25 protein-coding genes, 1 tRNA gene and 1 pseudogene are annotated in these 25,524 nt (G+C 64.5%); 19 read left to right on the forward strand and 8 right to left on the reverse strand.

What is annotated here, in order from left to right:
• Positions 1-62: 62 nt before the first annotated feature.
• Together upp and CCOS865_RS24555 are read left to right on the forward strand one after the other, a co-directional pair.
• On the forward strand, positions 63-701 hold the full coding sequence (upp, locus tag CCOS865_RS24550; RefSeq protein WP_119145746.1) for a uracil phosphoribosyltransferase: 639 nt from the start codon (positions 63-65) through the stop codon (positions 699-701).
• A 2-nt stretch (positions 702-703) separates the two neighbouring features.
• Positions 704-1,978 (forward strand): uracil-xanthine permease family protein, encoded by a 1,275-nt coding sequence (locus tag CCOS865_RS24555; protein ID WP_119145749.1) that lies wholly within the window; start codon positions 704-706, stop codon positions 1,976-1,978.
• 113 nt (positions 1,979-2,091) lie between these two features.
• Here CCOS865_RS24555 and hemH read toward each other — a convergent pair whose 3' ends face one another.
• Positions 2,092-3,105 (reverse strand): ferrochelatase, encoded by a 1,014-nt coding sequence (gene hemH / locus CCOS865_RS24565; protein ID WP_119145750.1) that lies wholly within the window; start codon positions 3,103-3,105, stop codon positions 2,092-2,094.
• A 13-nt stretch (positions 3,106-3,118) separates the two neighbouring features.
• Positions 3,119-4,024, reverse strand: a complete 906-nt coding sequence (locus CCOS865_RS24570; RefSeq protein WP_119145752.1) for a TIGR01777 family oxidoreductase — start codon at positions 4,022-4,024, stop codon at positions 3,119-3,121.
• 187 nt (positions 4,025-4,211) lie between these two features.
• On the opposite strand from CCOS865_RS24570, the gene CCOS865_RS24575 reads away from it, so the two are divergent.
• From CCOS865_RS24575 to CCOS865_RS24595, 5 genes and pseudogenes are all read left to right on the forward strand, one after another.
• Positions 4,212-5,198, forward strand: a complete 987-nt coding sequence (locus tag CCOS865_RS24575; protein ID WP_119145754.1) for an NAD(P)/FAD-dependent oxidoreductase — start codon at positions 4,212-4,214, stop codon at positions 5,196-5,198.
• 106 nt (positions 5,199-5,304) lie between these two features.
• Positions 5,305-6,264, forward strand: a complete 960-nt coding sequence (locus CCOS865_RS24580; protein WP_119145756.1) for a YbgA family protein — start codon at positions 5,305-5,307, stop codon at positions 6,262-6,264.
• A pseudogene (locus CCOS865_RS24585) lies at positions 6,254-7,152 on the forward strand (MerR family transcriptional regulator). The gene CCOS865_RS24580 and the pseudogene CCOS865_RS24585 overlap by 11 nt, the downstream one beginning before the upstream one ends.
• Complete coding sequence (gene phrB, locus CCOS865_RS24590) at positions 7,143-8,585, forward strand: deoxyribodipyrimidine photo-lyase (protein ID WP_119145760.1); 1,443 nt, start codon at positions 7,143-7,145, stop codon at positions 8,583-8,585. The pseudogene CCOS865_RS24585 and the gene phrB overlap by 10 nt, the downstream one beginning before the upstream one ends.
• A complete protein-coding gene (locus tag CCOS865_RS24595; protein WP_119145762.1) occupies positions 8,582-9,280 on the forward strand; it encodes an SDR family NAD(P)-dependent oxidoreductase in 699 nt (232 codons plus the stop codon). Before phrB ends, CCOS865_RS24595 begins: the two co-directional genes overlap by 4 nt.
• Before the next feature lie 54 nt (positions 9,281-9,334).
• Here CCOS865_RS24595 and CCOS865_RS24600 read toward each other — a convergent pair whose 3' ends face one another.
• From CCOS865_RS24600 to hemA, 6 genes are all read right to left on the reverse strand, one after another.
• Positions 9,335-9,853, reverse strand: coding sequence for an acyloxyacyl hydrolase (locus CCOS865_RS24600; RefSeq protein WP_119145764.1), 519 nt, complete (start codon positions 9,851-9,853; stop codon positions 9,335-9,337).
• A 118-nt stretch (positions 9,854-9,971) separates the two neighbouring features.
• Positions 9,972-10,769, reverse strand: a complete 798-nt coding sequence (gene murI / locus CCOS865_RS24605; RefSeq protein ID WP_119145766.1) for a glutamate racemase — start codon at positions 10,767-10,769, stop codon at positions 9,972-9,974.
• Entirely contained in the window at positions 10,762-11,517 is a 756-nt protein-coding gene (locus CCOS865_RS24610) for a molybdopterin-synthase adenylyltransferase MoeB (RefSeq protein WP_119145768.1), read from the reverse strand. The genes murI and CCOS865_RS24610 overlap by 8 nt, the downstream gene beginning before the upstream one ends.
• Positions 11,511-12,341 (reverse strand): peptide chain release factor N(5)-glutamine methyltransferase, encoded by an 831-nt coding sequence (prmC, locus tag CCOS865_RS24615; protein ID WP_119145770.1) that lies wholly within the window; start codon positions 12,339-12,341, stop codon positions 11,511-11,513. Before prmC ends, CCOS865_RS24610 begins: the two co-directional genes overlap by 7 nt.
• Complete coding sequence (gene prfA / locus CCOS865_RS24620; RefSeq protein ID WP_119145779.1) at positions 12,338-13,423, reverse strand: peptide chain release factor 1; 1,086 nt, start codon at positions 13,421-13,423, stop codon at positions 12,338-12,340. The genes prmC and prfA overlap by 4 nt, the downstream gene beginning before the upstream one ends.
• Positions 13,420-14,697: a glutamyl-tRNA reductase gene (hemA, locus tag CCOS865_RS24625; RefSeq protein WP_119145781.1), complete on the reverse strand. Its 1,278-nt coding sequence runs from the start codon at positions 14,695-14,697 to the stop codon at positions 13,420-13,422. The genes prfA and hemA overlap by 4 nt, the downstream gene beginning before the upstream one ends.
• A gap of 211 nt (positions 14,698-14,908) precedes the next feature.
• Here hemA and CCOS865_RS24630 point away from each other — a divergent pair, with 211 nt between their 5' ends.
• The 12 genes from CCOS865_RS24630 to CCOS865_RS24690 all read left to right on the forward strand — a co-directional run bounded on the left by CCOS865_RS24630 (position 14,909) and on the right by CCOS865_RS24690 (position 25,502).
• Entirely contained in the window at positions 14,909-16,633 is a 1,725-nt protein-coding gene (locus CCOS865_RS24630) for a tetratricopeptide repeat protein (protein ID WP_119145783.1), read from the forward strand.
• 3 nt (positions 16,634-16,636) lie between these two features.
• Positions 16,637-17,254 (forward strand): lipoprotein insertase outer membrane protein LolB, encoded by a 618-nt coding sequence (lolB, locus tag CCOS865_RS24635; RefSeq protein WP_119145785.1) that lies wholly within the window; start codon positions 16,637-16,639, stop codon positions 17,252-17,254.
• A 3-nt stretch (positions 17,255-17,257) separates the two neighbouring features.
• A complete protein-coding gene (gene ispE / locus CCOS865_RS24640) occupies positions 17,258-18,103 on the forward strand; it encodes a 4-(cytidine 5'-diphospho)-2-C-methyl-D-erythritol kinase (protein ID WP_119145787.1) in 846 nt (281 codons plus the stop codon).
• 34 nt (positions 18,104-18,137) lie between these two features.
• Positions 18,138-18,212: transfer RNA gene (locus CCOS865_RS24645), tRNA-Gln, on the forward strand.
• Between the two features lie 47 nt (positions 18,213-18,259).
• Positions 18,260-19,201 carry a ribose-phosphate pyrophosphokinase gene (locus CCOS865_RS24650; protein WP_099773531.1) on the forward strand — a complete coding sequence of 314 codons (942 nt, stop codon included), beginning with the start codon at positions 18,260-18,262 and terminating at the stop codon, positions 19,199-19,201.
• Positions 19,202-19,324: 123 nt separating this feature from the next.
• Positions 19,325-19,918, forward strand: a complete 594-nt coding sequence (locus tag CCOS865_RS24655; RefSeq protein ID WP_119145789.1) for a 50S ribosomal protein L25/general stress protein Ctc — start codon at positions 19,325-19,327, stop codon at positions 19,916-19,918.
• A gap of 76 nt (positions 19,919-19,994) precedes the next feature.
• Positions 19,995-20,579: an aminoacyl-tRNA hydrolase gene (gene pth, locus CCOS865_RS24660; protein WP_119145791.1), complete on the forward strand. Its 585-nt coding sequence runs from the start codon at positions 19,995-19,997 to the stop codon at positions 20,577-20,579.
• A 22-nt stretch (positions 20,580-20,601) separates the two neighbouring features.
• Positions 20,602-21,702 (forward strand): redox-regulated ATPase YchF, encoded by a 1,101-nt coding sequence (ychF, locus tag CCOS865_RS24665; RefSeq protein WP_119145793.1) that lies wholly within the window; start codon positions 20,602-20,604, stop codon positions 21,700-21,702.
• Between the two features lie 400 nt (positions 21,703-22,102).
• Entirely contained in the window at positions 22,103-23,005 is a 903-nt protein-coding gene (locus CCOS865_RS24670) for a DMT family transporter (protein ID WP_119145795.1), read from the forward strand.
• Positions 23,006-23,078: 73 nt separating this feature from the next.
• Positions 23,079-23,498 (forward strand): GNAT family N-acetyltransferase, encoded by a 420-nt coding sequence (locus CCOS865_RS24675; protein ID WP_119145797.1) that lies wholly within the window; start codon positions 23,079-23,081, stop codon positions 23,496-23,498.
• A gap of 152 nt (positions 23,499-23,650) precedes the next feature.
• Positions 23,651-24,832: an MFS transporter gene (locus CCOS865_RS24680; RefSeq protein WP_119145798.1), complete on the forward strand. Its 1,182-nt coding sequence runs from the start codon at positions 23,651-23,653 to the stop codon at positions 24,830-24,832.
• A 280-nt stretch (positions 24,833-25,112) separates the two neighbouring features.
• A complete protein-coding gene (locus CCOS865_RS24690; protein ID WP_119145800.1) occupies positions 25,113-25,502 on the forward strand; it encodes a YybH family protein in 390 nt (129 codons plus the stop codon).
• The last annotated feature ends 22 nt before the right edge of the window (positions 25,503-25,524 follow it).

Genomic DNA, 25,524 nt, shown 5'->3' on the forward strand with positions numbered 1-25,524 from the left:
GCTCAGGCTGAATAGATTAATCTAGCGCGGTTTTTTTGCCCGCCTTCCGGAGCCCTCCCCCTATGCCCACTCGTGAGATCCGCCATCCGCTGATCCGCCACAAGCTCGGCCTGATGCGCCGTGCCGATATCAGCACCAAGAATTTTCGCGAACTCGCCCAGGAAGTCGGCGCGCTCCTGACCTACGAAGCGACCCAGGACCTGCCGCTGGAGTCCTACGAGATCGACGGCTGGAGCGGTAAGGTCCAGGTCGAGAAAATCGCCGGCAAGAAGATCACTGTAGTACCGATCCTGCGGGCCGGCATCGGCATGCTCGACGGCGTGCTCAGCCTGATCCCGGGTGCCAAGGTCAGCGCCGTGGGCGTCGCCCGCAACGAGGAAACCCTCGAAGCGCACACCTACCTGGAAAAACTCGCGCCGGACATCAACCAGCGCCTGGCGCTGATCATCGACCCGATGCTGGCCACCGGCGCCTCGATGGTCGCCACCATCGACCTGCTGAAAAAAGCCGGCTGCAAGGAAATCCGCGCGATGGTCCTGGTCGCCGCGCCAGAAGGCATCGCCACGGTCGAGAAGGCCCACCCTGACGTGCAGATCTACACCGCCTCGATCGACGAGCGCCTGAACGAGCATGGCTACATCATCCCGGGCCTGGGCGATGCCGGCGACAAGATCTTCGGCACCAAGCAGAAGGACGCGTGAGCATGCAGGACGGCTTCAACGACCCGCTCTGGCGCCAGGTCGTCTCGGGCGCGCAGATGCTCTTCGTGGCATTCGGCGCGCTGGTACTGATGCCGCTGATCACCGGCCTCGACCCTAACGTGGCACTGTTCACCGCTGGCATCGGCACCCTTCTGTTCCAGCTGGTGACCGGCCGCCAGGTCCCGGTGTTCCTCGCTTCGAGCTTCGCCTTCATCACCCCGATCATTCTTGCCAAGGGCCAGTTCGGCCTGGCCGAGACCATGGGCGGGGTGATGGCGGCGGGCTTCGTCTACACCTTCATGGGCCTGATGGTGAAGATCAAGGGCACCGGTTTCATCGACCGCATGCTGCCGCCGGTGGTGATTGGCCCGGTGATCATTTCCATCGGCCTGGCCATGGCGCCGATCGCCGCCAACATGGCCATGGGCAAGGGCGGTGATGGCGCGACGCTGATCCCGTACCAGACCGCCATGCTGATCTCCATGCCGGCACTGCTGACCACCCTGATCGTCGCGGTGTTCGGCAAGGGTATCTTCCGCCTGGTGCCGATCATCTCCGGGGTGCTGGTGGGCTTTGCCCTGTCGTTCGCCTTTGGCGTGGTCGATACCGCCAAGATCGCCGCGGCACCTTGGCTGGCGCTGCCACACTTCACCGCGCCGGCGTTCAACTGGCAGGCGATCCTGTTCATCGTCCCGGTCGCCCTGGCGCCGGCGATCGAACACATCGGCGGGGTGATCGCGGTGGGTAGCGTGACCGGTCGCGACTACCTGAAAAAGCCCGGCCTGCACCGCACCCTGCTCGGTGATGGCCTGGCCACCACAGCTGCCGGCCTGTTTGGCGGCCCGCCCAACACCACCTACGCCGAAGTGACCGGCGCGGTGATGCTGACCAAGAACTACAACCCGAAGATCATGACCTGGGCGGCGGTATTCGCCATCACCCTGGCGTTCATCGGCAAGTTCGGCGCACTGCTGCAGAGCATTCCGGTGCCGGTGATGGGGGGCATTCTGTGCCTGCTGTTCGGCTCGATCGCGGCGGTGGGCATGAACACCATGATCCGCCACAAGATCGACCTGAGCGAAGCGCGCAACCTGGTGATCGTTTCGGTGACCCTGGTGTTCGGTATCGGCGGTGTGCTGATCGGTAGCGGCGACGGCCCGGATGACTGGGGCCTCAAAGGCATCTCGCTGTGCGCCGTGGTGGCGATTGCGCTGAACCTGCTGCTGCCGGGCAATGACAGCTGGAAGAACAAGAAGCTGGATGATCAGTTGCCCTGATTGATGTGGCCCGTGCTGGCCGCATCGCGGGTAAACCCGCGCCTACAAAGATTGCATCTAACCCTGTAGGAGCGGGTTTACCCGCGATGAGGCCGGAACGGGCAACATTCAGGTCAGGCCTTTTCGCACATCCCCGCCAACACCTTCACCCACTCCGGGTGATCATTCAGGCACGGCACCAGCAGCAGCTCTTCGCCGCCCGCCTCGATAAACTGCTCGCGCCCGCGGTCGCCGATCTCTTCCAGCGTCTCGATGCAGTCGGCAACGAATGCCGGGCACATCACCAGCAGCTTCTTCACCCCCGCCTTGGCCAGCTCGTCCAGGCGCGTCTCGGTATAAGGTTCGATCCACTTGGCCCGCCCCAGGCGTGACTGGAACGACACCGACCACTTGCCCTCGGCAATGCCCATCTGCTCGGCAAAGGCCTTGGCCGTCGCCAGGCACTGGCCGCGATAGCACACCGCGCGCATCTCGGGGCTGGCGTCCTTGCAGCAATCCGCCGCCTGGAAATCGTGCGTGCCGGTCGGGTCGAGCTTTTTCAGATGACGCTCAGGCAAGCCATGGAAGCTCAACAGCAGGTGGTCATACTCCTGCTCCAGGTGAGGCCGGGCGCTGGCGACCAGGGCATCGATATAGCTCGGCTGGTCGTAGAACGGCTGCAGCACGCGCATCTCCAGGGGCAAGCCGCGCTCGGCGATGGTCTGCCGGGCCTGCTCGATCACGGTGGTCACGGTGCTGTCGGCGAACTGTGGATAAAGCGGCGCCAAGGTCACCTTGCGCACCCCCTGCGCGGCCAGCCGCGCGAGCACCTCGGGCAGCGCCGGCTGGCCATAGCGCATGGCCATTTCGACCGGGCCATGGGGCCAGTGCTCGACCATCGCCGCCTGCAGGCGACGGGTCAGCACGACCAGCGGCGAGCCTTCGTCCCACCAGATCGAGACATAGGCGTGGGCCGACTGCTCCGGCCGCTTGACCAGGATCAGCGACACCAGCAGGCGCCGCACCGGCCAGGGCAGGTCGATCACGTAGGGGTCCATGAGGAACTGATTGAGGTAGCGGCGCACGTCGGCCACCGAAGTGGAGGCCGGCGAACCCAGGTTGACCAGCAGCAGGGCATGATCGGTCATGCAGCGTCCTATGTCAGAGGCGGCTGGACAGGTTGTCCAGGGCCGATTGCAGATCGTTGAAGCGGAACGTGAAGCCTGCCGCCAGCAGGCGTACCGGGCGCGCGCGCTGGCCACCCAGGAGGAGGATCGACAACTCGCCGAGCCCGGCCTTGAGCAGCAGTGCCGGCACCGGCAACACGGCCGGGCGGTGCAAGGTCTTGCCAAGGCGCTTGGCGAACTCGCGGTTGCGCACGGGCTCCGGCGCGCAGGCATTATAAGGACCGCTGGCGTCGTTGTGGCGCACGAGAAAATCTATCAGGGCGACCTGGTCGTCTATATGGACCCAGGGCATCCATTGCCGGCCATCGCCCAAAGGGCCGCCCAGGCCAAGCTTGAACGGCAGGCGCAGGCGCGACAGGAAGCCGCCATCGCTGGCCAGGACCAGGCCGGTGCGCACCAGCACCACACGGATGCCGAGGGCCTGCGCGCGCTGCGCAGTTTCTTCCCAGGCGATGCACAGCTGGCTGGCGAAATCGGCCTTGACCGGCTGCGAGGCTTCGTTCAGCTCACGCTCGCCACCGTCGCCATACCAGCCCACCGCCGACCCCGACACCAGCACCTCGGGACGCTGCTCTCGGCTCTCCAGCCACGCCAGCAACTGCTCGGTCAGGGCAATCCGGCTGGCCCACAGCAGGTTGCGCCGGCCGGCGGTCCAGGGCCGGTCGGCAATCGGCGCGCCGGCCAGGTTGATCACCGCATCGACCTGATCGTCCGGCGCCAGGTCTTCCAGCCGGGGGATGCCGCGCACCCCGGCCCCGCACAGTCGCGGCACTTGCTCAGGCCGCCGGCTCCACACCGTCAGGCGATGCCCCTGGCTGATCCACCACTGGCAGAGGTGTTGGCCGATCAAGCCGGTACCGCCGGTCAGCAATATATGCATGGCTGTGTCCTCGCAGATGGCGGCCGTGGTCTATTTTTAAGATCAAGGCACTTTTTTGACCGAACGCTCTCGGATAAACATAGGCCAACCTGACCTATCGAGCGGAATAACCTTATACAAACTTTGTGCATTGTACAGGTTTACCAGACCGCGTAATCTGCTTATAGCTAGGTTAGAAGAGGCCATCATGACAGTACCTATTGCAATCATCGGTGCCGGTATTGCCGGCCTTTCCGCCGCCCAGGCCTTGCAGAAGGCCGGGCAGACCGTCCACTTGTTCGACAAGGGCCATGGCAGCGGTGGCCGCATGGCCAGCAAGCGCAGCGAGGCCGGGGCGCTCGACCTGGGCGCGCAGTATTTCACTGCGCGCGACCGACGCTTCGTCGAGCAGGTCCAGCACTGGGTCGCGTCCGGCTGGGCCGAGCAGTGGAAACCGCAACTGTACAACTACCGCGAGGGCGTCCTGACGCCGTCCCCCGACGAGCAGACGCGCTGGGTCGGGACCCCGCGCATGAGCGCCATCACCCGCGGCCTGCTGAAGGATGTCACGGTCAATTTCGGCTGCCGCATCGCCGAAGTGTTTCGCGGCAAGCAGTACTGGCACCTGCAGGACACTGAAGGCTGCAGCCATGGCCCGTTCAGCCGCGTAGTGATCGCCGTGCCGGCCCCTCAAGCCACGCCACTGCTGGCCGCCACGCCAAAATTGGCCGCGGTGGCCGCCGGCGTGCAGATGGAACCGACCTGGGCCATTGCCCTCGGTTTCGACACCCCGCTCGACACACCGATGCAAGGCTGCTTCGTCCAGGGTAATTCACTCGACTGGCTGGCGCGCAACAAGAGCAAGCCGGGCCGCGACGAGCAACTCGATACCTGGGTGTTGCATGCCACCTCGGACTGGAGCAAGCAGCACATCGACCTCAGCAAGGAGGCGGTGATCGAACAGCTGTGTGGCGAGTTCGCCGAACTGGTGGGCTGCGTGGTCCCCGAACCGAACTTTACCCTGGCCCATCGCTGGCTGTACGCGCGGCCGGCCGGCAACCATGAGTGGGGTGCACTGGCCGATGCCGACCTGGGCCTGTACGCCTGTGGCGACTGGTGCTTGTCGGGCCGCGTCGAGGGTGCCTGGCTCAGTGGCCAGGAAGCGGCCCGACGCCTGCTGGAGCATCTGGACTGATCCCGGCTAAAGCTATACAGAAATAAATGTTTGCATAAGTTTATGGCTGTGCTGGAATAGACTTGTACATAAGAGGTATCCCTGTACAAGTTTTCTGGAGACAGCGATGAACGCCTCGTCGAAACCCCGCCTCGGCATCAGCGCCTGCCTGCTCGGCCAGAACGTGCGCTACAACGCCGGCCACAAGGCGTCCGATCTTTGCCTGTCGACGTTCGAAGCGCATTTCGACTGGGTGCCCCTGTGCCCGGAAGTGGCCATCGGCCTCGGCGTCCCCCGCGACCCGATCCGCCTGGTGGGCGACCCGCAGCGGCCCGAAGTGGTCGCCTCGCGCAACCCTGGCGCGGACCTCTCCGGCGCATTGCGTGCCTACGGCGAGCAGATGGCCCAGGACATCGGCGATGTCTGCGGCTACATCTTCATGCAGAAGTCGCCGTCCTGTGGCCTGGAGCGGGTCAAGGTCTACCAGGACAACGGCCACCCGGCCCTCAAAGGCGGTCGCGGTGCCTACGCCGACGCCTTCTGCAGTGCCCGCCCCGACTTGCCCGTGGAAGAAGAAGGCCGCCTGCATGACCCGGTGCTGCGCGAGAACTTCATCAGCCGCGTGTATGCCTATGCCGACTGGCAGCAACAGCTGGCCGCCGGCCTCAGCCGCGGCGCCCTGGTGCGCTTTCATTCGCGCTACAAATACCTGCTGATGGCCAACAACCCTCAGGCCTATCGCGAGCTCGGCCGCCTGCTCGGCACCCTGCGCCGCGAGGACAACGCCGACGAGGTCGGGCCGCGCTACTTCAGCCTGCTGATGCAGGCCCTGCGCCGCTGCGCCAATCGCGGCACGCACAGCAATGTCCTGCAGCACCTCAGCGGCTACCTGCGCGGCGCGCTGGACCAAGGCGACCGCGCCGAATTGCAGCAACTGATCGGCCAGTACCAGCAAGGCATCGTGCCGTTGGTGGTGCCGCTGACCCTGCTCAAGCACCACCTGCGCAACCACCCCGACCCGTACCTTGACCAGCAGGCCTACCTGCACCCCCACCCCGAGAGCCTAGGTTTACGCAATGCAGTCTGAAACCCTCCTGCCCATCGGCGAACTGGCCCGGCGTACCGGCGTCAATCCGGTCACGCTGCGCGCCTGGGAACGTCGCTATGGGCTGCTCAAGCCCCAACGCACCGCCAAAGGCCATCGCCTGTACCCACTCGAACAGGTCGAGCGGGTCCAGGCCATTCTCAGTTGGCTCGAACGCGGCGCCTCGGTGGGCCAGGTCCGTGAGCTGCTCGAGCGCGCCCCGAGCAGCGCCCCGCAAGGCGACTGGCAAACCCGTGAACAGGCGCTGATCGAGGCGATCGGCAACCTCTCGCAGCGCGCCCTCGACCAACAGCTCAACCAGGCCATGGCGCTCTACCCCGCCATCACCCTCTGCGAACAACTGCTGCTGCCGTTGCTGCACAGCCTGGCGCGGCGCTGGCAGAGCCATTTCAACGCCCGCCTGGAACAGGCCTTCTTCCACACCTGGCTGCGCAGCAAACTGGGCGCCCGGGTGTACCACGACAACCAGCAACTGCAGGGTGCCCCCGTGCTGCTGGCGGTCGACAGCGAACGCCCCTTCGATGCGCAACTGTGGCTCTGCGCCTGGTTGTTCACCAGCAGCGGTTACCCGGTGGAGATCCTCGAACAACCGGTCAGCGCCAGCCAGCTGATCCGTGCGGTCAACCAGTTGCAACCGCGGGCGCTGGTGCTGCAACTGGGAGCGCGCATCGAAGCCGCCCTGCTGGAGCGCAGCCTGCAAGGCATCCCCGGCTGCAAGCTGCTGGGCGGCGAGACGGTCTCGCTGCATGAAGCCCAGCTGCAGGCATTCGGATTGCCCGAGCTGCTGTTGTTCGACACACCGCAGGCGGCCTTGCGCCTTCTGCAGAAAGCACAGTGAACCCTGTAGAGATGACCCACTCATGCAATTGATCTGGCTGCGCAGCGACCTGCGCGTGGATGACAACACCGCCCTGAGCGCCGCTTGCGAGCGCGGCCCGACCCTGGCGGTCTGGATCGCCAGCCCCGGGCAATGGCTGGCCCATGACGACGCGCCGTGCAAGGTCGACTTCTGGCTGCGCAACCTGCGCGACCTGCGCCAGTCGCTGGAAAAACTGAACATCCCGTTGCTGATCCGCGAGACCGACGATTGGCAGCAAGTGCCGCAAGTGCTGCTGGATGTCTGCCGTCAGCACAAGGTCGAAGCCGTGCACTGGAACGCGGAGTACGGCGTCAATGAGCAGCGCCGCGACGACGCAGCCGCGGCACTGCTCGAAGACGCCTCGATCACCGCCAACAGCTATCTCGATCAGCTGTTGTTGCCACCCGGTAGCGTACTGACGCGCAGTGGCCAGTACTTCCAGGTGTTCGGTCAGTTCAAGCGGGCCTGCCTGGATCGCCTGCACCATGGTTTGCCGGCACTGGCGCAAAAGCTCAGCCCGCAAGCCCCCGTCGCGGTGACCAGCGACCCGATCCCACAGGGCTTCGATGGCTTCGAAAAGCCCCCACGCAGCCTGCGCGAACACTGGCCCGCCGGCGAGGCTGAAGCGCAGCGCCGGCTGGCGCTGTTCGTCGACGACAGCGTCGATGACTACGTGCAGATGCGTGACCTGCCGGCCGAGCCCGGCACCAGCCAACTGTCGCCGTACCTGGCCGCCGGGGTGATCTCGCCGCGCCAGTGCCTGCATGCGGCGCTGTCGGCCAACCGCGGCGAATTCGACAGCGGCAGCGCCGGGGTCCAGACCTGGATCACCGAACTGCTCTGGCGCGAATTCTACAAGCACATCCTGGTGGGTTATCCACAGGTGTCGCGCCATCGCCCGTTCCGCGCCCATACCGAAGCCCTGCCCTGGCGCAATGCCCCGCAGGACCTCAAGGCCTGGCAAGAAGGCCGCACCGGTTTTCCGATCATCGACGCGGCCATGCGCCAGTTGCTGGCAACCGGGTGGATGCACAACCGCTTGCGGATGATCGTCGCCATGTTCCTCAGCAAGAACCTGCTGATCGACTGGCGCGAAGGTGAGCGGTACTTCATGCAGCACCTGATCGATGGCGACCTGGCGGCCAACAACGGTGGCTGGCAGTGGAGTTCGTCCACCGGCACCGACTCGGTGCCGTATTTCCGGATCTTCAATCCGGTCACCCAGTCGCAGCGTTTCGACCCCAAGGGGCGCTTCATTCGCCACTGGCTGCCAGAACTGAAGGCACTGGATGACAAATCCATTCATCTGCCGGTGAAGTCTGCCGACCTTTTTGCTACAAACTCATACCTGAGTCCGATCGTCGATCTCGCAAGTAGTCGCCAACGCGCATTGGAGGCCTTCAAAGGCTTGTCCGGCTGGCAGGAGCAGAGGGAAGTATCTTGAACAACACACGCAGTTTCTGGGTAACCGGAGCGACCCATGGACTCGGGTTGGCGCTGGTGACCGGGTTGCTCGAACAGGGCCACAGGGTCGCGGCCAGCGCTGGGGATAGCGCCGAGCTCGAGCAGTTGGCGCAGCAGTATGGCCAGCGCATGCTGCGCCTGCCCTGGCAGTTGCAGAACAGCGCGCAGGCTGCCGCGGCCGCCGCCCAGCTGCAGGCGGAATGGGGCGCGCTGGACGGCTTGATCATCAATGCCGGCACCTGTGACTACATTGCCGCTGACGTGCCCGACACCGACCTGTTCGAAGCGATCGTCACCAGCAACCTCAAGGCCAGCGCGCAGTGCATGGCTGAAGGGTTATCGTTGCTGGCCAAGGGTGCAGCGCCCCAGGTCATGGCCATCCTCAGCCGGCATTCGGCGATGCAGCTGTTCGAGCCCAACCAGCCCCTGAGTGGCAGCAACAGCCCTGCCCACTGGTTCCGTGAGCAGCGCCCGGCGCTGGAGGGGCTGGGGATCGATCTGACCTTGGTGGCCCCGCAGTCGTTGAAGGCACCGGTGACCTTGGCGCAGGCGATACCCGAACAGTGGACCGCGCAGAGTGCGGCGCACGCGCTGCTCAGCAGCCTGGCCCAGCGCGAACCTGAGCTGGTGCTGGAGGCATTGAGCCTGAACAGCCTGTGGCCGTTGTCGCGGTAAGCGGAGGGCGGCATCGCGGGGCCAGCCCGCGATGCAGTCACCTGAATGCAGGCGTCAGAGCGCCATGCGGTAATGCAGCGCGTAACTTTCAACCCCATCGTTGGGCTGTTTGATGCCGGCATTGGAGTAGTGGATGGCGCGCACGCCAATCTCATGCCCACCCGCAAAGCGCAGGCCGAAACCAATACGGTCTTCGAACTGGAACGACGACCCCAACTCGTTGCTCTCGAGTTCGGTATGGGCAAACGCCGCCACGCCGATCCCGGCTTCGATATAGGGTTTGACCGACTCCCCGGCAAACTCATAGACGAACACCGGTGCAAACGACAGGCTGTGATTGCTTGCCGTCTGGTCGCCATCCCAGTAGGTGTAGCCCGCATCCCAGTAGCCGGTCAGGCGACCGACGCTGGTCTGCCACCAGCTGGCGTCCCAGTTCGATTGCAGCCCCAGCCGGTAGACCATGGTGGAATCACCCGTCTGCCCCACCGATAACGAAACGTCTGCGGCCTGCGCCGCGTTGATCTGCCCCACGGATAAGGCGGCAGCCGCCACCAAGCCAAACAGTTTCTTCATGAGAAACGTCCTTTTTCCTAATGCTGTTGTTAGTTGTTGTCGTTGCCCTCACAGGCAAACAATAGAAATCGGCAGTTGTACGATAGTTCAGCTTCACGCGTAGGATTTCACGCTTTTTTTACACTGCGAAGCTTTGCACACTGTCGGACTTCTTCCACAGCAAAGGTAGGATTATTCTCAGATTTTCGGGATCGGCACTGGTCCAGAACGCACTCTCCCGCGCAGGGCCCTGCGCCAGCAACCCGCGCTCGGCCAGCAACCGTTGCAGTTGCCGCGCCACCGCAGCACCGGTGTCGATGATTGCGACGTCGGCCGGGACCATTTCAGCCAGCAGCGGGCGCAAAAATGGATAGTGCGTGCAGCCGAGGATCACGGTATCGCAACCGGCCGCCAGCAGCGGCTGGACATAGCCGGCCAGCAACTGGCGCAGGTGCGCGCTGGCAAGGTCGCCCGCCTCGATGCGCTCGACCAGCCCCGGGCACGGCTGGGTGATCACCCGCACGTCACTGGCAAAGCGGTCGAGCAAGGCGGCGAACTTGGCGCTCTGCAGGGTACCGGTGGTGGCCAGCACGCCGACCACCCCCGAGCGGGTCGCCGCCGCAGCCGGCTTGACCGCAGGCTCCATGCCCACCAGCGGCCACTGTGGGTAGCGCTCGCGCAGGTCGGCCACGGCCGCCACGGTGGCGGTGTTGCAGGCCAGCACCATGGCCTTGGCGCCCTGCTGCTGGAAGAATTCGGCGATATGCCGCAGCCGCTGGCGAATGTAGTCGGGGGATTTTTCGCCATACGGCACATGACCGCTGTCGGCCACGTAGAGCAACGACTCGTTGGGCAGCAGGCGCTGGATTTCGGCGAGCACCGACAAACCGCCGACCCCCGAATCCATCACGCCAACGGGCGCCGAACGATCAGCCATGGCGGTTACCGCACACGGCGCAGCCGGGGTCACGCTTGACCCGCAGCTCACGCATGCGCGTGGTCAGGGCATCGATCAACAGCAGGCGCCCTACCAGCGGCTCGCCGAAGCCAGCCAGCAGCTTCAATGCTTCGAGTGCTTGCAGGCTACCCACCAGCCCCACCAGAGGGCCGATCACCCCCGCCTCGCTGCAGGTCAGTTCGGCTTCGCTGCCGTGGCCATACAGGCAGTGGTAGCAGGGGCTGTCGTCGCGGCGTGGGTCGAACACCGACAGCTGGCCTTCGAGGCGGATCGCCGCGCCACTGACCAGCGGCGTGCGGGCCGCCACGCAGGCGGCGTTGACCGCCTCGCGGGTGGTGAAATTGTCGGAGCAGTCGAGCACCAGGTCGACGGCCGCCACGGCAGCGGCCAGCGAGTCCTCGTCCAGCGCCTGGCGATGGGCGACCAGGGTGATCTCGGGGTTGATCGCCTGCAGGCGCTTGATCGCCGAGTCGACCTTGGCCAGGCCAACACTGTCGCTGTCGTGGATGATCTGGCGCTGCAGGTTGGTCAGGTCGACGGTATCGAAGTCGGCCAGGTGCAGTTCGCCGACGCCGGCCGCCGCCAGGTACAGCGCCACCGGCGAACCAAGCCCACCGACACCCACCACCAGCGCCTTGCTCTGCTTGAGCCGCAACTGGCCGTCGATGTCCACCTGGGCCAACAGGATCTGCCGGCTGTAGCGCAACAGTTCCTGATCACTCAGCATGCCAGGCGCCCCAGCGAAATGCGCTCGTGGCCGCCCAGGTCGATACGGCTGGATACCTCGACGAAGGCGTGCTGGCTGAGCAGCTCGCGCACCTGCGCCGCCTGATCGTAGCCATGCTCGAGCAGCAGCCAGCCGCCCGCCAACAAGTGCGCTGGGGCCTGGGCGATGATCACCCGCAGGTCGTCGAGGCCATCCGCCCCGGCCACCAGCGCACTGCTCGGTTCGAAGCGCACGTCACCGGCGACCAGGTGCGGATCCTCGGCGCGAATATACGGCGGGTTGCTCAGGATCATGTCGAAGCGCTCGCCGGCCAGGCTGTCATACCAGTGGCTGGCGCGCACCTGGACGTTGCCCAGTTGCAGGCGCAGGCGGTTACGTTCGGCCAGCGCCACGGCTTCGTCGATCCGGTCCACCGCCACCACCTGCCAGGCCGGACGCTCACTGGCCAGGGCCAGGGCGATCGCGCCGCTGCCGGTGCCCAGGTCGAGCAGGCGTGCCGGGGTCGCCGGTTGCAGCTCGAGCGCGGTTTCCACCAGCAGCTCGGTGTCGGGCCGTGGGATCAGGGTGTGCGGCGCCACTTCCAGGTCGAGCTTCCAGAAGCCCTGCTGACCGAGGATGTAGGCCACCGGCTCACCCGCGCGGCGGCGCGCCAGGTAGCCGGCAAAGACCTCGGCGGCCTCGCTGCTGACGATCCGCTCGGGCCAGGTGTGCAGGTAGCTGCGCGACTTGCCCAGGGCGGCCGCCAGCAGGAGCTCGGCGTCCAGCCGTTCAGTCGGCGAATCTGGCAGCTGCGCAGTGCGCAGCAGGCTGGCGATGATGGTCATTGATCCCCCAGGGCGGCCAGTTGGTCGGCCTGATATTCGGCGAGCAAAGGTTCGATCACGGCATCGACGCCACCGGCGAGGATGTCGTCGAGGGAGTACAGGGTCAGGTTGACGCGGTGATCGGTGACCCGCCCCTGTGGATAGTTGTAGGTGCGGATGCGTTCGGAGCGATCGCCCGAGCCGACCAGCAGCTTGCGCTCGCTGGCGATGGCGTTTTGCGCCGCGCTGGTCTGGATGTCGTTGAGCTTGGCCGACAGCCAGGACATGGCCCGGGCGCGGTTCTTGTGCTGGGAGCGTTCTTCCTGGCACTCGACGACGATGCCGGTCGGCAAGTGGGTGATGCGGATCGCCGAGTCGGTCTTGTTGATGTGCTGACCGCCGGCGCCCGAGGCCCGGTAGGTGTCGACCCGCAGGTCGGCCGGGTTGATCTCGATGGCCACCTGCTCGTCGGGTTCGGGGAGTACCGCCACGGTGCATGCGGAGGTGTGCACGCGGCCCTGCGACTCGGTCTCCGGGACCCGCTGGACGCGGTGTACACCCGACTCGAACTTGAGTTTGGCGTAGACGTTGTCGCCCTCGATCCGCGCGATGATCTCTTTGTAGCCGCCGTGCTCGCCTTCGTTCTCGGAGAGGATCTCCAGACGCCAGCCGCGCTTCTCCGCATAGCGCGAGTACATGCGGAACAGGTCGCCGGAAAAGATCGCCGCTTCGTCGCCGCCGGTGCCGGCGCGGATCTCGAGGAACACGTTGCGGCCGTCGTTGGGGTCCTTGGGCAGCAGCATGCGCTGCAGGTCCGACTCCAGTACGCGCAGCTGCTCCTTGGCTTCGCGGACCTCTTCCACGGCCATTTCGCGCATGTCCGGATCACTGTCCTTGAGCAGCGCCTGGGCCCCCTCGAGGTCGCCCTGAACCTTGAGCCACTCTTTATAGGCAGCCATCACCGGCTCGACTTCGGCGTATTCGCGCGAATAGGCGCGAAAACGCGTCTGGTCGGAAATGACCTCGGCATCGCCCAGCAGGGCGGTGAGTTCCTCGAAGCGATCCTGGAGCGTGTCCAGTTTGTTCAGCAGCGACGCTTTCATTGCGGGGGTTTGTCCGTGGAGCCCTCGTTGAGGGCAAAGAGTTCCTGGGCCATGGCCAGCGCATCGACGCGGCCCTCGGCCGAGAGCTTTTTCAGCTGCACGCTGGGTGCATGCAGGAGTTTGTTGGTCAGCCCGCGGGCCAGCTGGGCCAGGACTTCCTCAGGGTTGCCACCGTTGGCCAGCAGACGCTGGGCCTTTTGCAGCTCTTCGTCGCGCAGGCGCTCGCTTTGCTGGCGGTAAGCCTTGAGCACATCCACCGCGGCCAGCTCGCGCAGGCGCACCATGAAATCCTCGGCGCCCACCGCAACCAGCTCTTCGGCGGCCTGGGCCGCGCCCTGGCGGCTCTTGAGGTTTTCTGCGACCACATCGTGCAGGTCGTCGACGGTGTACAGGTAGACGTCGTCCAGTTCGCCGACTTCGGGCTCGATGTCGCGCGGCACGGCGATGTCGACCATGAAGATCGGCTTGTGCCGACGTTGCTTCAGGGCACTTTCCACCGCGCCCTTGCCAAGGATCGGCAACTGGCTGGCGGTCGAGCTGATGACGATGTCGCTGTTGGCCAGCTCCTGGGGGATATCGGCGAGCAGTACCGCATGTGCACCGAACTGTGCGGCGAGGGTGCTGGCCCGCTCCAGGGTGCGGTTGGCCACGACGATGCGCCGTACACCTTGCTCATGCAAGTGCCGGGCGACCAGGGTGATGGTCTCGCCGGCGCCGATCAGCAAGGCCTGGCTACGGCCCAGGTCGCTGAAGATCTGCTTGGCCAGGCTGACCGCGGCAAACGCCACCGAAACCGGGTTTTCGCCGATCGCGGTGTCGGTGCGCACCTGCTTGGCCGCGCTGAACGTGGCCTGGAACAAGCGCCCGAGCAGCGGGCCGATGGTCCCGGCCTCGCGGGCCACGGCGTAGGCCGACTTCATCTGGCCGAGGATCTGCGGCTCGCCGAGCACCAGCGAGTCGAGCCCGGAGGCGACGCGCATCATGTGCCGCACGGCGTCGTGCTCTTCGTGCACATAGGCACTGGCGCGCAGTTCGTCGATGCTCAACCGATGGTAGTGGGCCAACCATTGCAGCACGGCGTCGGCGCCGAGCTCGTCCTGTTCGATGTAAAGCTCGCTGCGGTTGCAGGTCGAGAGGATCGCCGCCTCGCGGCTGGCGGTCAGTCGGCAAAGCTGCTGCAGGGCATCGACCAGCTGCTCGGGCGTAAACGCCACGCGCTCGCGTACGTCTACCGAGGCAGTCTTATGGTTGATACCAAGTGCAAGAAAGGCCATGCAAGGTCGCTGGTTGTGACGTGAAGCCGATAATTGTCCTACTTCGCAGGATTCAGAACAACCACCGTTCGCTATTGTCGTAATAGATCAGCGCAATCCACACGGCCCGTTGTCACGGGCCTCGATAAACAGCACGGTGGCGCAGGTGGGTTTGCCACTGCGCTTGTGTCATCATGCTCCGACCGCCGGTTAGCACTTCCATACCTCATCTATGAATAGATCCTACGCACTGCTGCTTACCCTCGCCCTGCTCCAGGGCTGCCAGAGCCTGGTCCCGCAAAACGAGGCCCAGACGCCTGTTGCCGATGCTGCCAAGGCTGAGCAGGACAAGCCCGTGGTGTATGGATCGTTCAAGCAGGACACCTTCTATAGCCTGCTGGTGGCGGAGCTGGCGGGTCAGCGCAACCGCTTCGACATCGCCCTGGCCAACTATGTCGACCAGGCCGAGAAGACCCAGGATCCCGCCGTCTCCGAGCGCGCCTACCGCATCGCCGAGTACCTCGGTGCCGACGAGCCGGCCCTCGACACCGCACTGATCTGGGCCCGCAACGACCCTGACAACCTCGACGCCCAGCGTGCCGCCGCCATCCAGCTGGCCCGCAGCGGACGCTACGACGACTCCATGGTGTACATGGAAAAGGTCCTCCAGGGCCAGGGCGACACCCATTTCGACTTCCTCGCGTTGTCTGCCGCCGAGACCGACCAGAGCACCCGCGACGGCCTCATGCAGAGCTTCGAGCGCTTGCTGGTGAAGTACCCGGACAACGGCCAGCTGGTGTTCGGCAAGGCCCTGCTGCTGAACCAGGACGGCAAGGCCGAAGAGGCCTTGAGCCTGCTCGAGGCGCATCCGCCACAAAACGGCGAAATCGCCCCGATCCTGCTCCGCGCGCGCTTGCTGCAAGCCCTGGAGCGCGGTCCGGAGGCCCTGCCACTGCTGCGCGGGGCGATCCGCGACAACCCTGAAGACAAGCGCCTGCGCCTGACCTACGCGCGCACCCTGGTCGAGCAGGACCGCATCGCCGAGGCCAAGGCCGAATTCGAAAGCATGCTCCAGCAGTACCCCGAGGACGACGAGCTGCGTTACTCGCTGGCGTTGGTGTGCCTGGAGAGCAAGGCCTGGGACGAAGCCGAGGGTTACCTGCAGGAGCTGGTCGAGCGCGACAGCAATGTCGACGCGGCGCACCTCAACCTCGGCCGCCTGCGCGAAGAACGCAACGACCCTGAAGCCGCCCTGCGCGAATACGCGCTGGTCGGCAGCGGCCCTGACTACCTGCCGGCGCAGCTGCGCCAGGCCGACATCCTGATCGCCAACGGGCGTGGCCAGGAAGCCTCGCGGCTGCTCGCCGAAGCCCGCGAAGCGCAACCGGACTACGCCATCCAGCTGTACCTGATCGAAGCCGAGAGCTACGGCAACAACGGCAAGGAGGCGCAGGCCGACCAGGTCCTGCAGCAGGCCATCAAGCGCTACCCGGACGACCTCAACCTGCTCTACACCCGGGCCATGCTGGCGGAAAAACGCAACGACCTCACCCAGATGGAAAAGGACCTGCGCGCGATCATCGCCCGCGAGCCGGACAACGCCATGGCCATCAACGCCCTCGGCTATACCCTGGCCGACCGCACCAGCCGCTATGCCGAAGCCAAGTCGCTGATCGACAAGGCCCACCAGCTGACCCCGGATGACCCCGCCGTGCTCGACAGCCTCGGCTGGGTGAATTACCGCCTGGGCAACCTGGACGAAGCCGAGCGCCTGTTGCGCCAGGCCCTGGAGCGTTTCCCCGACCACGAAGTGGCCGCCCACCTGGGCGAAGTGCTGTGGGCCAACGGCAAGCGCCGCGAAGCGCGCCAGGTGTGGGCCAAGGCCTTCGAAGCCCAGCCCGACAGCCCAATCCTGCGCAAGACGGTGTTGCGCCTGACCGGATCAGAGACCCTTTAAGCCATGTTCTTGCGTCATTGCATCACCTTCAGCCTGATCGCCCTGCTCGCCGGCTGTGCCGGTTTCGGCCAACGCGAGGCCTTGCAAGGCAAGGGCGACCCGCAGCTGTGGCGTCAGCACAAGGCCCAGCTGAGTACCCTCGACGGCTGGCAGATCAACGGCAAGGTCGGCATCCGCGCGCCCAAGGACTCGGGCAGCGGCACGCTGTTCTGGCTGCAGCGCCAGGATTACTACGACATTCGCCTGGCCGGCCCGCTCGGCCGCGGTGCCGCACGCCTGACCGGCCGCCCCGGCGGCGTGGTGCTCGAGGTGGCCAACCAGGGCCGCTACGAAGCGCCGAGCCCCGAGGCCCTGCTCGAAGAGCAGCTTGGCTGGGAATTGCCCGTCTCCCACCTGGTCTGGTGGGTACGCGGCCTGCCTGCGCCCGACAGCAAGAGCCAGCTGACCCTCGGTGATGACAGCCGCCTGGCCAGCCTGACCCAGGATGGCTGGCAGGTGCAGTACCTGAGCTACACCGAGCAGAACGGCTACTGGCTGCCCGAACGCCTCAAGCTGCATGGCAAGAACCTCGATGTGACCCTCGTGGTCAAGGACTGGCAGCCACGCCAGCTGGGGCATTGATCGATGACCACGCTGACCCTGCCCGCCCCGGCCAAGCTCAACCTGTGGCTGCATATCCTTGGTCGCCGCGCCGACGGCTACCACCAGCTGGAAACCGTGTTCCAGTTTCTCGATCACGCCGATGAGCTGCGCTTTGCCCTGCGCGACGACGGCCAGGTGCGCCTGCAGACCGAGATCGCCGGGGTCGACCACGACAGCAACCTGATCGTGCGCGCCGCCCGCCAGTTGCAACAGCAAGCGGGCTGCACGCTCGGCGTCGACATCTGGCTGGACAAGGTCCTGCCGATGGGCGGAGGCATTGGCGGTGGCAGCTCGGATGCCGCGACCACCCTGCTTGGCCTCAACCATTTATGGCAACTGGGCTGGGATGCCGATCGCCTGGCTACCCTGGGCCTCACCCTCGGCGCCGACGTGCCGGTATTCGTCCGCGGCCACGCGGCGTTTGCCCAGGGTGTCGGCGAACAGCTGACCCCGGTCGACCCTGAAGAACCCTGGTATGTCGTGCTGGTGCCGCAAGTGTCTGTCAGCACAGCGGAAATTTTTTCACATCCGCAGTTGACACGTGATTCCCTCCCCCTTAAGATGCGCCCCGTTCCCGAGGGAAACAGTCGAAATGACTGCCAACCGGTGGTAGAGCAACGTTACCCTGAAGTTCGCAATGCGTTGAATCTTCTGGGTAAATATACTGAAGCTCGATTAACCGGTACTGGAAGTTGCGTGTTTGGGGCCTTCCCAAGCAAAGCCGAAGCTGGTAGAGTTCTGGCCCTTCTTTCAGAGACTCAAACAGGGTTTGTGGCAAAGGGAAGCAACGTTTCGATGTTGCATCGCACGTTACAAAGTCTGCTCTAGAAGTCGAGTGCATCGCACTCGCAGCAACAGATACAGGGGCGTCGCCAAGCGGTAAGGCAGCAGGTTTTGATCCTGCCATGCGTTGGTTCGAATCCAGCCGCCCCTGCCATTTTCCTATACTCATCCAGGTATACCCTCAGCCTTCAGGTACTGCGCGTGTCCAAGATGATGGTCTTTACGGGGAACGCTAACCCCGATCTGGCTCGGCGTGTCGTACGTCAGCTGCATATCCCTCTCGGTGACGTCTCTGTCGGTAAATTCTCCGACGGCGAGATCAGCACTGAGATCAATGAAAATGTCCGCGGTAAAGACGTCTTCATTATTCAGCCGACCTGTGCCCCGACCAACGATAACCTGATGGAACTGGTAGTGATGGCCGACGCCTTCCGCCGCTCCTCAGCCTCCCGAATCACTGCCGTGATTCCTTACTTCGGATACGCCCGCCAGGACCGCCGTCCGCGTTCGGCACGTGTAGCCATCAGCGCCAAAGTCGTCGCTGACATGCTCACTGTCGTGGGTATCGACCGTGTTCTCACCGTCGACCTGCACGCTGACCAGATCCAGGGTTTCTTCGATATTCCTGTCGACAACATCTACGGTTCGCCCGTACTGGTCGACGATATCGAAGACCAGCGTTTCGAGAACCTGATGATTGTCTCCCCGGACATCGGCGGCGTCGTGCGTGCACGTGCTGTTGCCAAGTCGCTGGGCGTCGATCTGGGTATCATCGACAAACGCCGTGAAAAGGCCAATCACTCCGAAGTGATGCATATCATCGGCGACGTCGAAGGGCGCACTTGCATCCTGGTAGACGACATGGTCGACACCGCCGGCACTCTGTGCCACGCGGCCAAGGCCCTGAAAGAGCACGGCGCTGCCAAGGTTTACGCCTACTGCACGCACCCTGTTCTCTCTGGCCGGGCGATCGAGAACATCGAGAAGTCGGTACTCGACGAGCTGGTGGTGACCAACACCATCCCGCTGTCGGCCGCTGCTCAAGCCTGTGACCGTATCCGCCAGTTGGATATCGCACCGGTTGTCGCTGAAGCGGTCCGCCGCATCAGCAACGAAGAATCGATCAGCGCGATGTTCCGCTAAGCGGAACCCCGTTGACGAAAAGCGCCCCGCCCCGACCCTATTGTCGGGGCGGGGCTTTTTTGCCCACCCCGTTTGGCGCTGGTCGCAATCGCCTGCGGGTGCTGGCTATTTTGGAGAAGTAAAATGACTGATTTCATCCTGAACGCCCAAAAGCGTACCGACCTGGGGAAAGGTGCGAGCCGCCGCCTGCGTCACACGCTGAGCATCCCTGCCGTTATCTACGGTGGCGATAAAGAAGCTGAGTCCGTGACCTTCGTACTGAAGGAAATCGCCAAGCTGTTCGAAAACGAAGCTGCTTTCAGCCACGTAATCGAGCTGAACGTTGACGGCGCCAAGCAAAACGTCATCGTCAAGGCGCTGCAGCGTCACCCGGTCAAGCAGTTCATCATGCACGCTGACTTCATCCGCGTCGTTGCTGGCCAGAAGCTGACCGCTATCGTTCCTGTGCACTTCGTCAACGAAGAAGCTCCGGTCAAGAAAGGCGGCGAGATCTCCCACGTTGTGGCCGAGATCGAAGTGTCCTGCGAAGCCAAGGACCTGCCTGAGTTCATCGAAGTCGACCTGGCTAACGCTGAAATCGGCACCATCATCCACCTGTCGGACCTGAAAGCTCCTAAAGGCGTAGAGTTCGTCGCTCTGGCCCACGGTGATGACAAAGCTGTTGCCAACGTTCACGCGCCACGCGTTGCACCAGAAGCTGAAGGCGCTGCCGAGTAATCCACTCGCGCGCCGGTGTTGATCGGGGTACAGTGCCGCGCATTGTGCCCCACCAACCCCAAGGAAGAGCCCCTACGTGACCGCCATCCAGTTGATCGTCGGCCTGGGTAACCCCGGCCCCGAATACGAACAGACCCGGCATAACGCAGGGGCTCTTTTCGTTGAACGCATTGCCAGCGCCCAGCGTGTCTCCTTGACTGCTGACCGCAAATATTTCGGCCTGACGGCTAAATTCAGCCATCAGGGCAACGACGTTCGTCTGTTGATCCCCACCACCTACATGAACCGCAGCGGTCAGTCCGTGGCGGCCTTGGCCAATTTCTTCCGGATCAAGCCGGAAGCGATACTGGTGGCTCACGACGAACTCGACCTGCCTCCCGGCGTCGCCAAACTCAAACGAGGTGGCGGCCACGGCGGGCACAACGGTCTGCGCGACATCATCGCGCAGCTCGGCAACCAGAACGACTTCCATCGCCTGCGGCTTGGCATCGGCCACCCGGGTGACGCCAAGCTGGTCTCCAACTTTGTCCTGGGCCGCGCACCGCGCGCCGAACAGGAAAAGCTCGACGCCAGCATCGACTTTGCCCTCGGCGTGCTGCCGGACGTGCTCGCCGGCGACTTCGCCAAGGCCATGCGCGAGCTGCACGGCCAGAAGGCCTGATATCACCAAGAGGGGAATTTCCATGGGTTTCAATTGCGGCATCGTCGGCCTGCCCAACGTCGGCAAGTCCACCCTGTTCAACGCGCTGACCAAGTCCGGCATCGCGGCTGAGAACTTCCCCTTCTGCACCATCGAGCCGAACAGCGGCATCGTGCCGATGCCGGATGCGCGCCTGGCGGCGCTGGCCGAGATCGTCAAGCCGAACCGCATCCTGCCGACCACCATGGAGTTCGTCGACATCGCCGGCCTGGTTGCCGGTGCGTCCAAGGGTGAAGGCCTGGGCAACAAGTTCCTGGCCAACATCCGTGAGACCGACGCCATCGCCCACGTGGTGCGCTGCTTCGAAGACGAGAACGTGATTCACGTGTCGAACAGCGTCGACCCCAAGCGCGACATCGAGATCATCGACCTCGAGCTGATCTTCGCCGACCTCGACAGCTGCGAGAAGCAACTGCAGAAAGTCACCCGCAACGCCAAGGGCGGCGACAAGGAAGCCCTGGCGCAAAAGGCCATTCTGGAAAAGCTGATCCCGCACTTCACCGAAGGCAAGCCTGCGCGCAGCCTGATGAAGCACATGGCTGAAGACGAAAAGGCCGTCATCCGTGGCTTCCACCTGCTGACCAGCAAGCCGGTGATGTACATCGCCAACGTCGCTGAAGACGGCTTCGACAACAACCCGCACCTGGACGTGGTCCGTGCCATCGCCGAAGAAGAAGGCGCGGTCGTGGTGCCGGTGTGCAACAAGATCGAAGCGGAAATCGCCGAGCTCGACGACGGCGAAGAGAAGGACATGTTCCTCGAGGCCCTGGGCCTGGAAGAGCCTGGCCTGAACCGCGTGATCCGTGCCGGCTACGAGCTGCTCAACCTGCAGACCTACTTCACTGCCGGCGTGCAGGAAGTCCGTGCCTGGACCGTGCGTATCGGTGCCACCGCCCCGCAGGCGGCTGGCGTGATCCACACCGACTTCGAAAAAGGCTTCATTCGCGCCGAAGTGGTCGCCTACGACGACTTCATCCAGTTCAAGGGTGAAGGCGGTGCCAAGGAAGCCGGCAAATGGCGCCTGGAAGGCAAGGAATACATCGTCAAGGATGGCGACGTGATGCACTTCCGCTTCAACGTCTGATCCGACCGCGACGTACCAAGAGCCGATGCCGGGTGACCTGCATCGGCTTTTTCGTTTCTGTACCCGCCTAAACCGCACCCTTGGCGGTTCGTGCCACCCAGATGACGCTTTGCGACACACTAGGCGTCGCGATCTGACATGCACCCGGCGCAGACAACCGTCTGGGCAAACCCCCAAAGAAAAATAATGGCAACCAGTCAGCCCTCCGCCGTGGGCTGGCCTTAAGACATGGTTTTACCGCGAGTAAGCAGCCTCGCTTCACAATTCCAACGCTGCGGCGCCCTGGCACCGGCCTTCCGGTAGCCACCACATACTAAAAATAAACTCCCCTATCAGAAAAACGTGCGCCCGCTAAACCGGGGAGTGCCTGTGTGCGCACATTGTGAAGAATTTGACTGCCATGATCGCTACCCATGTTTCCACGGCCGGTGCCTCCTCCGGCCATCGTAATGCGCTGCTCGTCGCCCACATCGCCGCGGTGCTGTTCGGCCTGACCGGCATTCTGGGTCACCTGATCGATGCGGATGCCACCCTCATCACCTTTGGCCGCGCCACCTTCGCCTTCATCGCCCTGGGCTTTGTCGCCGGCCTGCGCGGCACACGCCTGCTGGACGCGCTGACCCTGCGCAACCTGCCGGTGATCGGCCTCACCGGCGCCCTGCTGGCGGCGCACTGGGTGACGTTCTTCGTGGCCGTGAAAGTCGGCGGCGTCGCCGTGGCGACCCTGGGTTTCGCCAGCTTCCCGGCCTTTATCGCGATGATCGATCGGGTGGTCTACCGCGAGCGGATCGGTGCCACCGAGGCGCTGTTGCTGCTGATGGTGAGCGCCGGCCTGGTGCTGGTAGTGCCGTCGTTCGACCTGCTCGACCAAGGCACCATCGGCCTGCTCTGGGGCCTGCTCTCGGGCCTGGCGTTCGCCCTGCTGACCGTTGCCAACCGGCGTGGCGCTGCTGGCATGACCGCCATGCAGACCTCGTTCTGGCAGAACGTGGTGGTCGCGGCACTGGTCGCCCCGGTCGCCTTCAGCCACCTGGGTGAAACCAGCCTGGCAAGCAGCGACTGGGTCAACCTGGCGCTGCTCGGGGTGTTCTGCACCGGCCTGTCGCAGTACCTGTTCGTCAAGAGCCTGGAAGGCCTGCAAGCACGCACCGCAGGCATGATCATCGCGCTGGAGCCGGTGTACGCGATTGCCGGTGCGTGGATGCTGTTCGGTGATCAGCCGTCGCTGCGGATGTTTGCCGGTGCCGCCCTGATCGTCATGGCGACGATCCTCTCGGCACGGCGCAAGGCCGTCGCGCACTAAGGTTTCAGCAGCCGCTGGTTGGCCACCGCCGCCCAGGGGGCTACCCTTGCAGCTGATTGCAAGGAGCCCCCTGATGCCTTTACCCACGATCGAGCAAATCCGCCCTGTTGATTGCCTGGCGCTGCGCCGGGATGTGCTCTGGCCTGACCTGACCGCGCAGCAATGCGCCGTCGAAGGCGATGAGCAGGCGCGTCACTTCGGCATCCATGCAGACGGCCAACTGGTCAGTTGCCTGTCGCTGTTCGAGATCGCCGCCGCTTCATTCCAGATCCGCAAGTTCGCCACGGCCTCGGGCTTCCAGCAGCAAGGGCTGGGCACCGCGCTGCTCACGCACGCCATCGCCCAGGTCAGGGCCCAGGGCGGCCAGCGCATCGTGCTCAACGCCCGCACCAGCGCCTGCGCGTTCTATGCGCGGCATGGCTTCAGTCGCTTTGGCGAGGTCAGCCAGCGCGACGGAGTGAGCTTTGTCAGCATGGGCCTGGACCTGCGGTAGCTTCACTGCCAGCCTCCAAGCGACTACACTGGCCACTTGAAAGAAGCGGGATAACCGAAGCGCTGCCTCGAAACCCGATGGTCTGACCTTTAGCCGGTCAGCCGTCTGGCCAGCAGGTCCGGACCAGCACCGGCTTGCACATCGGAGCACACATGAGCGCACGTATCTGGCTTCTGGCCCTGGCGACATTCGTCACCGGCATGGCTGAAAACATCACCATCGGCATCCTTCCGGCACTGGTCGACGGGCTGCACGTCCCGCTCGGGATTGCCGGGCAACTGACCACCGTCTTCTCCCTGGCGTTTGCCGCCGCGGCGCCCTTCTCGCCGCTTCTCACTCAACGTTTCCCCTTGCGTGGCCTGCTCTGCACGGCGCTCGGGCTGTTTGCCGTGTGCAACCTGCTGGCAGCGTTGGCGCCGGGCTATGGCGCCCTGGTGGCCGCGCGTATCGGCATGGCCGCGACCAGTGCGCTGACCTGCCTGACCTGCACGTTGATGGCCACGCGCATGGTGCCCAGCGCGCTGCGCGGGCGCGCCATCGGAGTGATCTTCATGGGCATCAGCGGCTCGCTGGTGCTGGGTGTACCGGTGGGCATGCTGCTCTGCGATGCGCTCGGCTGGCGAGGCGTGTTCGTCGGCCTGGCGCTGTTGGCGGGCGCCGTGCTGCTGGTGGCCTGGCGGGCACTGCCGGCGTTGCAAGGCAGCGAGCGGGTGGCCGCGAGCAGCTACCTGCATCACCTGCGTGACGGGCGATTGGTCGCCGCGCAACTGGTCTCGCTGCTGATGATCGCGGGTCACTTCACGGTGTTTGCCTACCTTGCCCCTTATGCCCTGCAAGTCGGGCAGGTTCCCGCGCCCTGGCTGGCCGGCGTGTTCGCCGCCTTTGGCATCGCCGGTGTCTCGGGGGGCTACCTGGGGGGCTGGATGGCCGACCGGCTGGGCGCCACCCGGGCCATCGCGGTGACCCCGGTGCTGTACCTGACGAGCCTCTTGGTGCTGCCATTAGGCGCAGGCACGCCGTGGCTGTTCCTGCCGATGATGATGCTCTGGGGCGGCGTCAGCTGGATGATCTCGCCGGTGGTGCAGAGCTATCTGGCCGCGCGCGGAGCGAGCACCTTCCAGGCCGGCATGAGCCTGAACCTGTCGGCCATGCACCTTGGCGTGGGGGTTGGCACCGGTGTCGGCGGGCTGGTAATCGCCCAGTCATCGCTGGCCGTGACGCCTTGGGCGGGCGGCATGCTGACCGCGATTGCGTTGGGGCTGGCGGCGTATGCGGCGAGTGCGCCATCACAGCGCTCAGCCGGCATTGGCGAGTGTGAATTGGCAGAGCGCTAAGCTGATGCAACTGCATGAGTACGCTGCGTCTAAAGGCAACGCCGGGCGGTAGAACGCCCATCAACCGCTGAACCTGGGCGGTTACTTGATCGGTTACTTGATCGCTTACTTGATCGCTCCGACTCGCCTCCACTAGCGCAGACCAACCACCCTTGCAGCGGGCCGCCATGACTTTGTTCAGAAATTCCTGAACTGATTATTTGCCCCCAGCGATTCTTCCCTGCCCCATCCCTCACCAGAATCGCTTCATCACAATCACAAAAACCGTGAGGCCACTCCCGTGGACCAGACACTCCAGGTACGGCAGGCCGCCGCCGACCTCGTCGCCGCCTTTGCCAGCAACGACACCGCCCGCTACTTCGCCTGCTTCAGCGAAGACGCCACGTTCCTTTTCCACACCCTTGCCCAACCGCTGCTGTCACGCCGCGCCTATGAACTGCTCTGGGCAGACTGGCAGGCGGAGGGCTTTGCCGTGCTCGATTGCCAGTCGAGCAACGCCACCGTCAGCCTGCAGGGCGACGTGGCGATCTTCATGCACGATGTCGCCACGCACATCCGCATTGCCGGCGAAGCGCACCAACTGGCCGAGCGCGAGACCATCGTCTTCCGCCGCCAGGGCGACACCTGGCTGGCCTGCCACGAGCACCTGTCGACGGTCACCCAAGCCTGACCCGCTGTACCGATTGCGGCCC

The organism is Pseudomonas reidholzensis, assembly GCF_900536025.1.
Classification (GTDB): Bacteria; Pseudomonadota; Gammaproteobacteria; order Pseudomonadales; family Pseudomonadaceae; genus Aquipseudomonas; species Aquipseudomonas reidholzensis.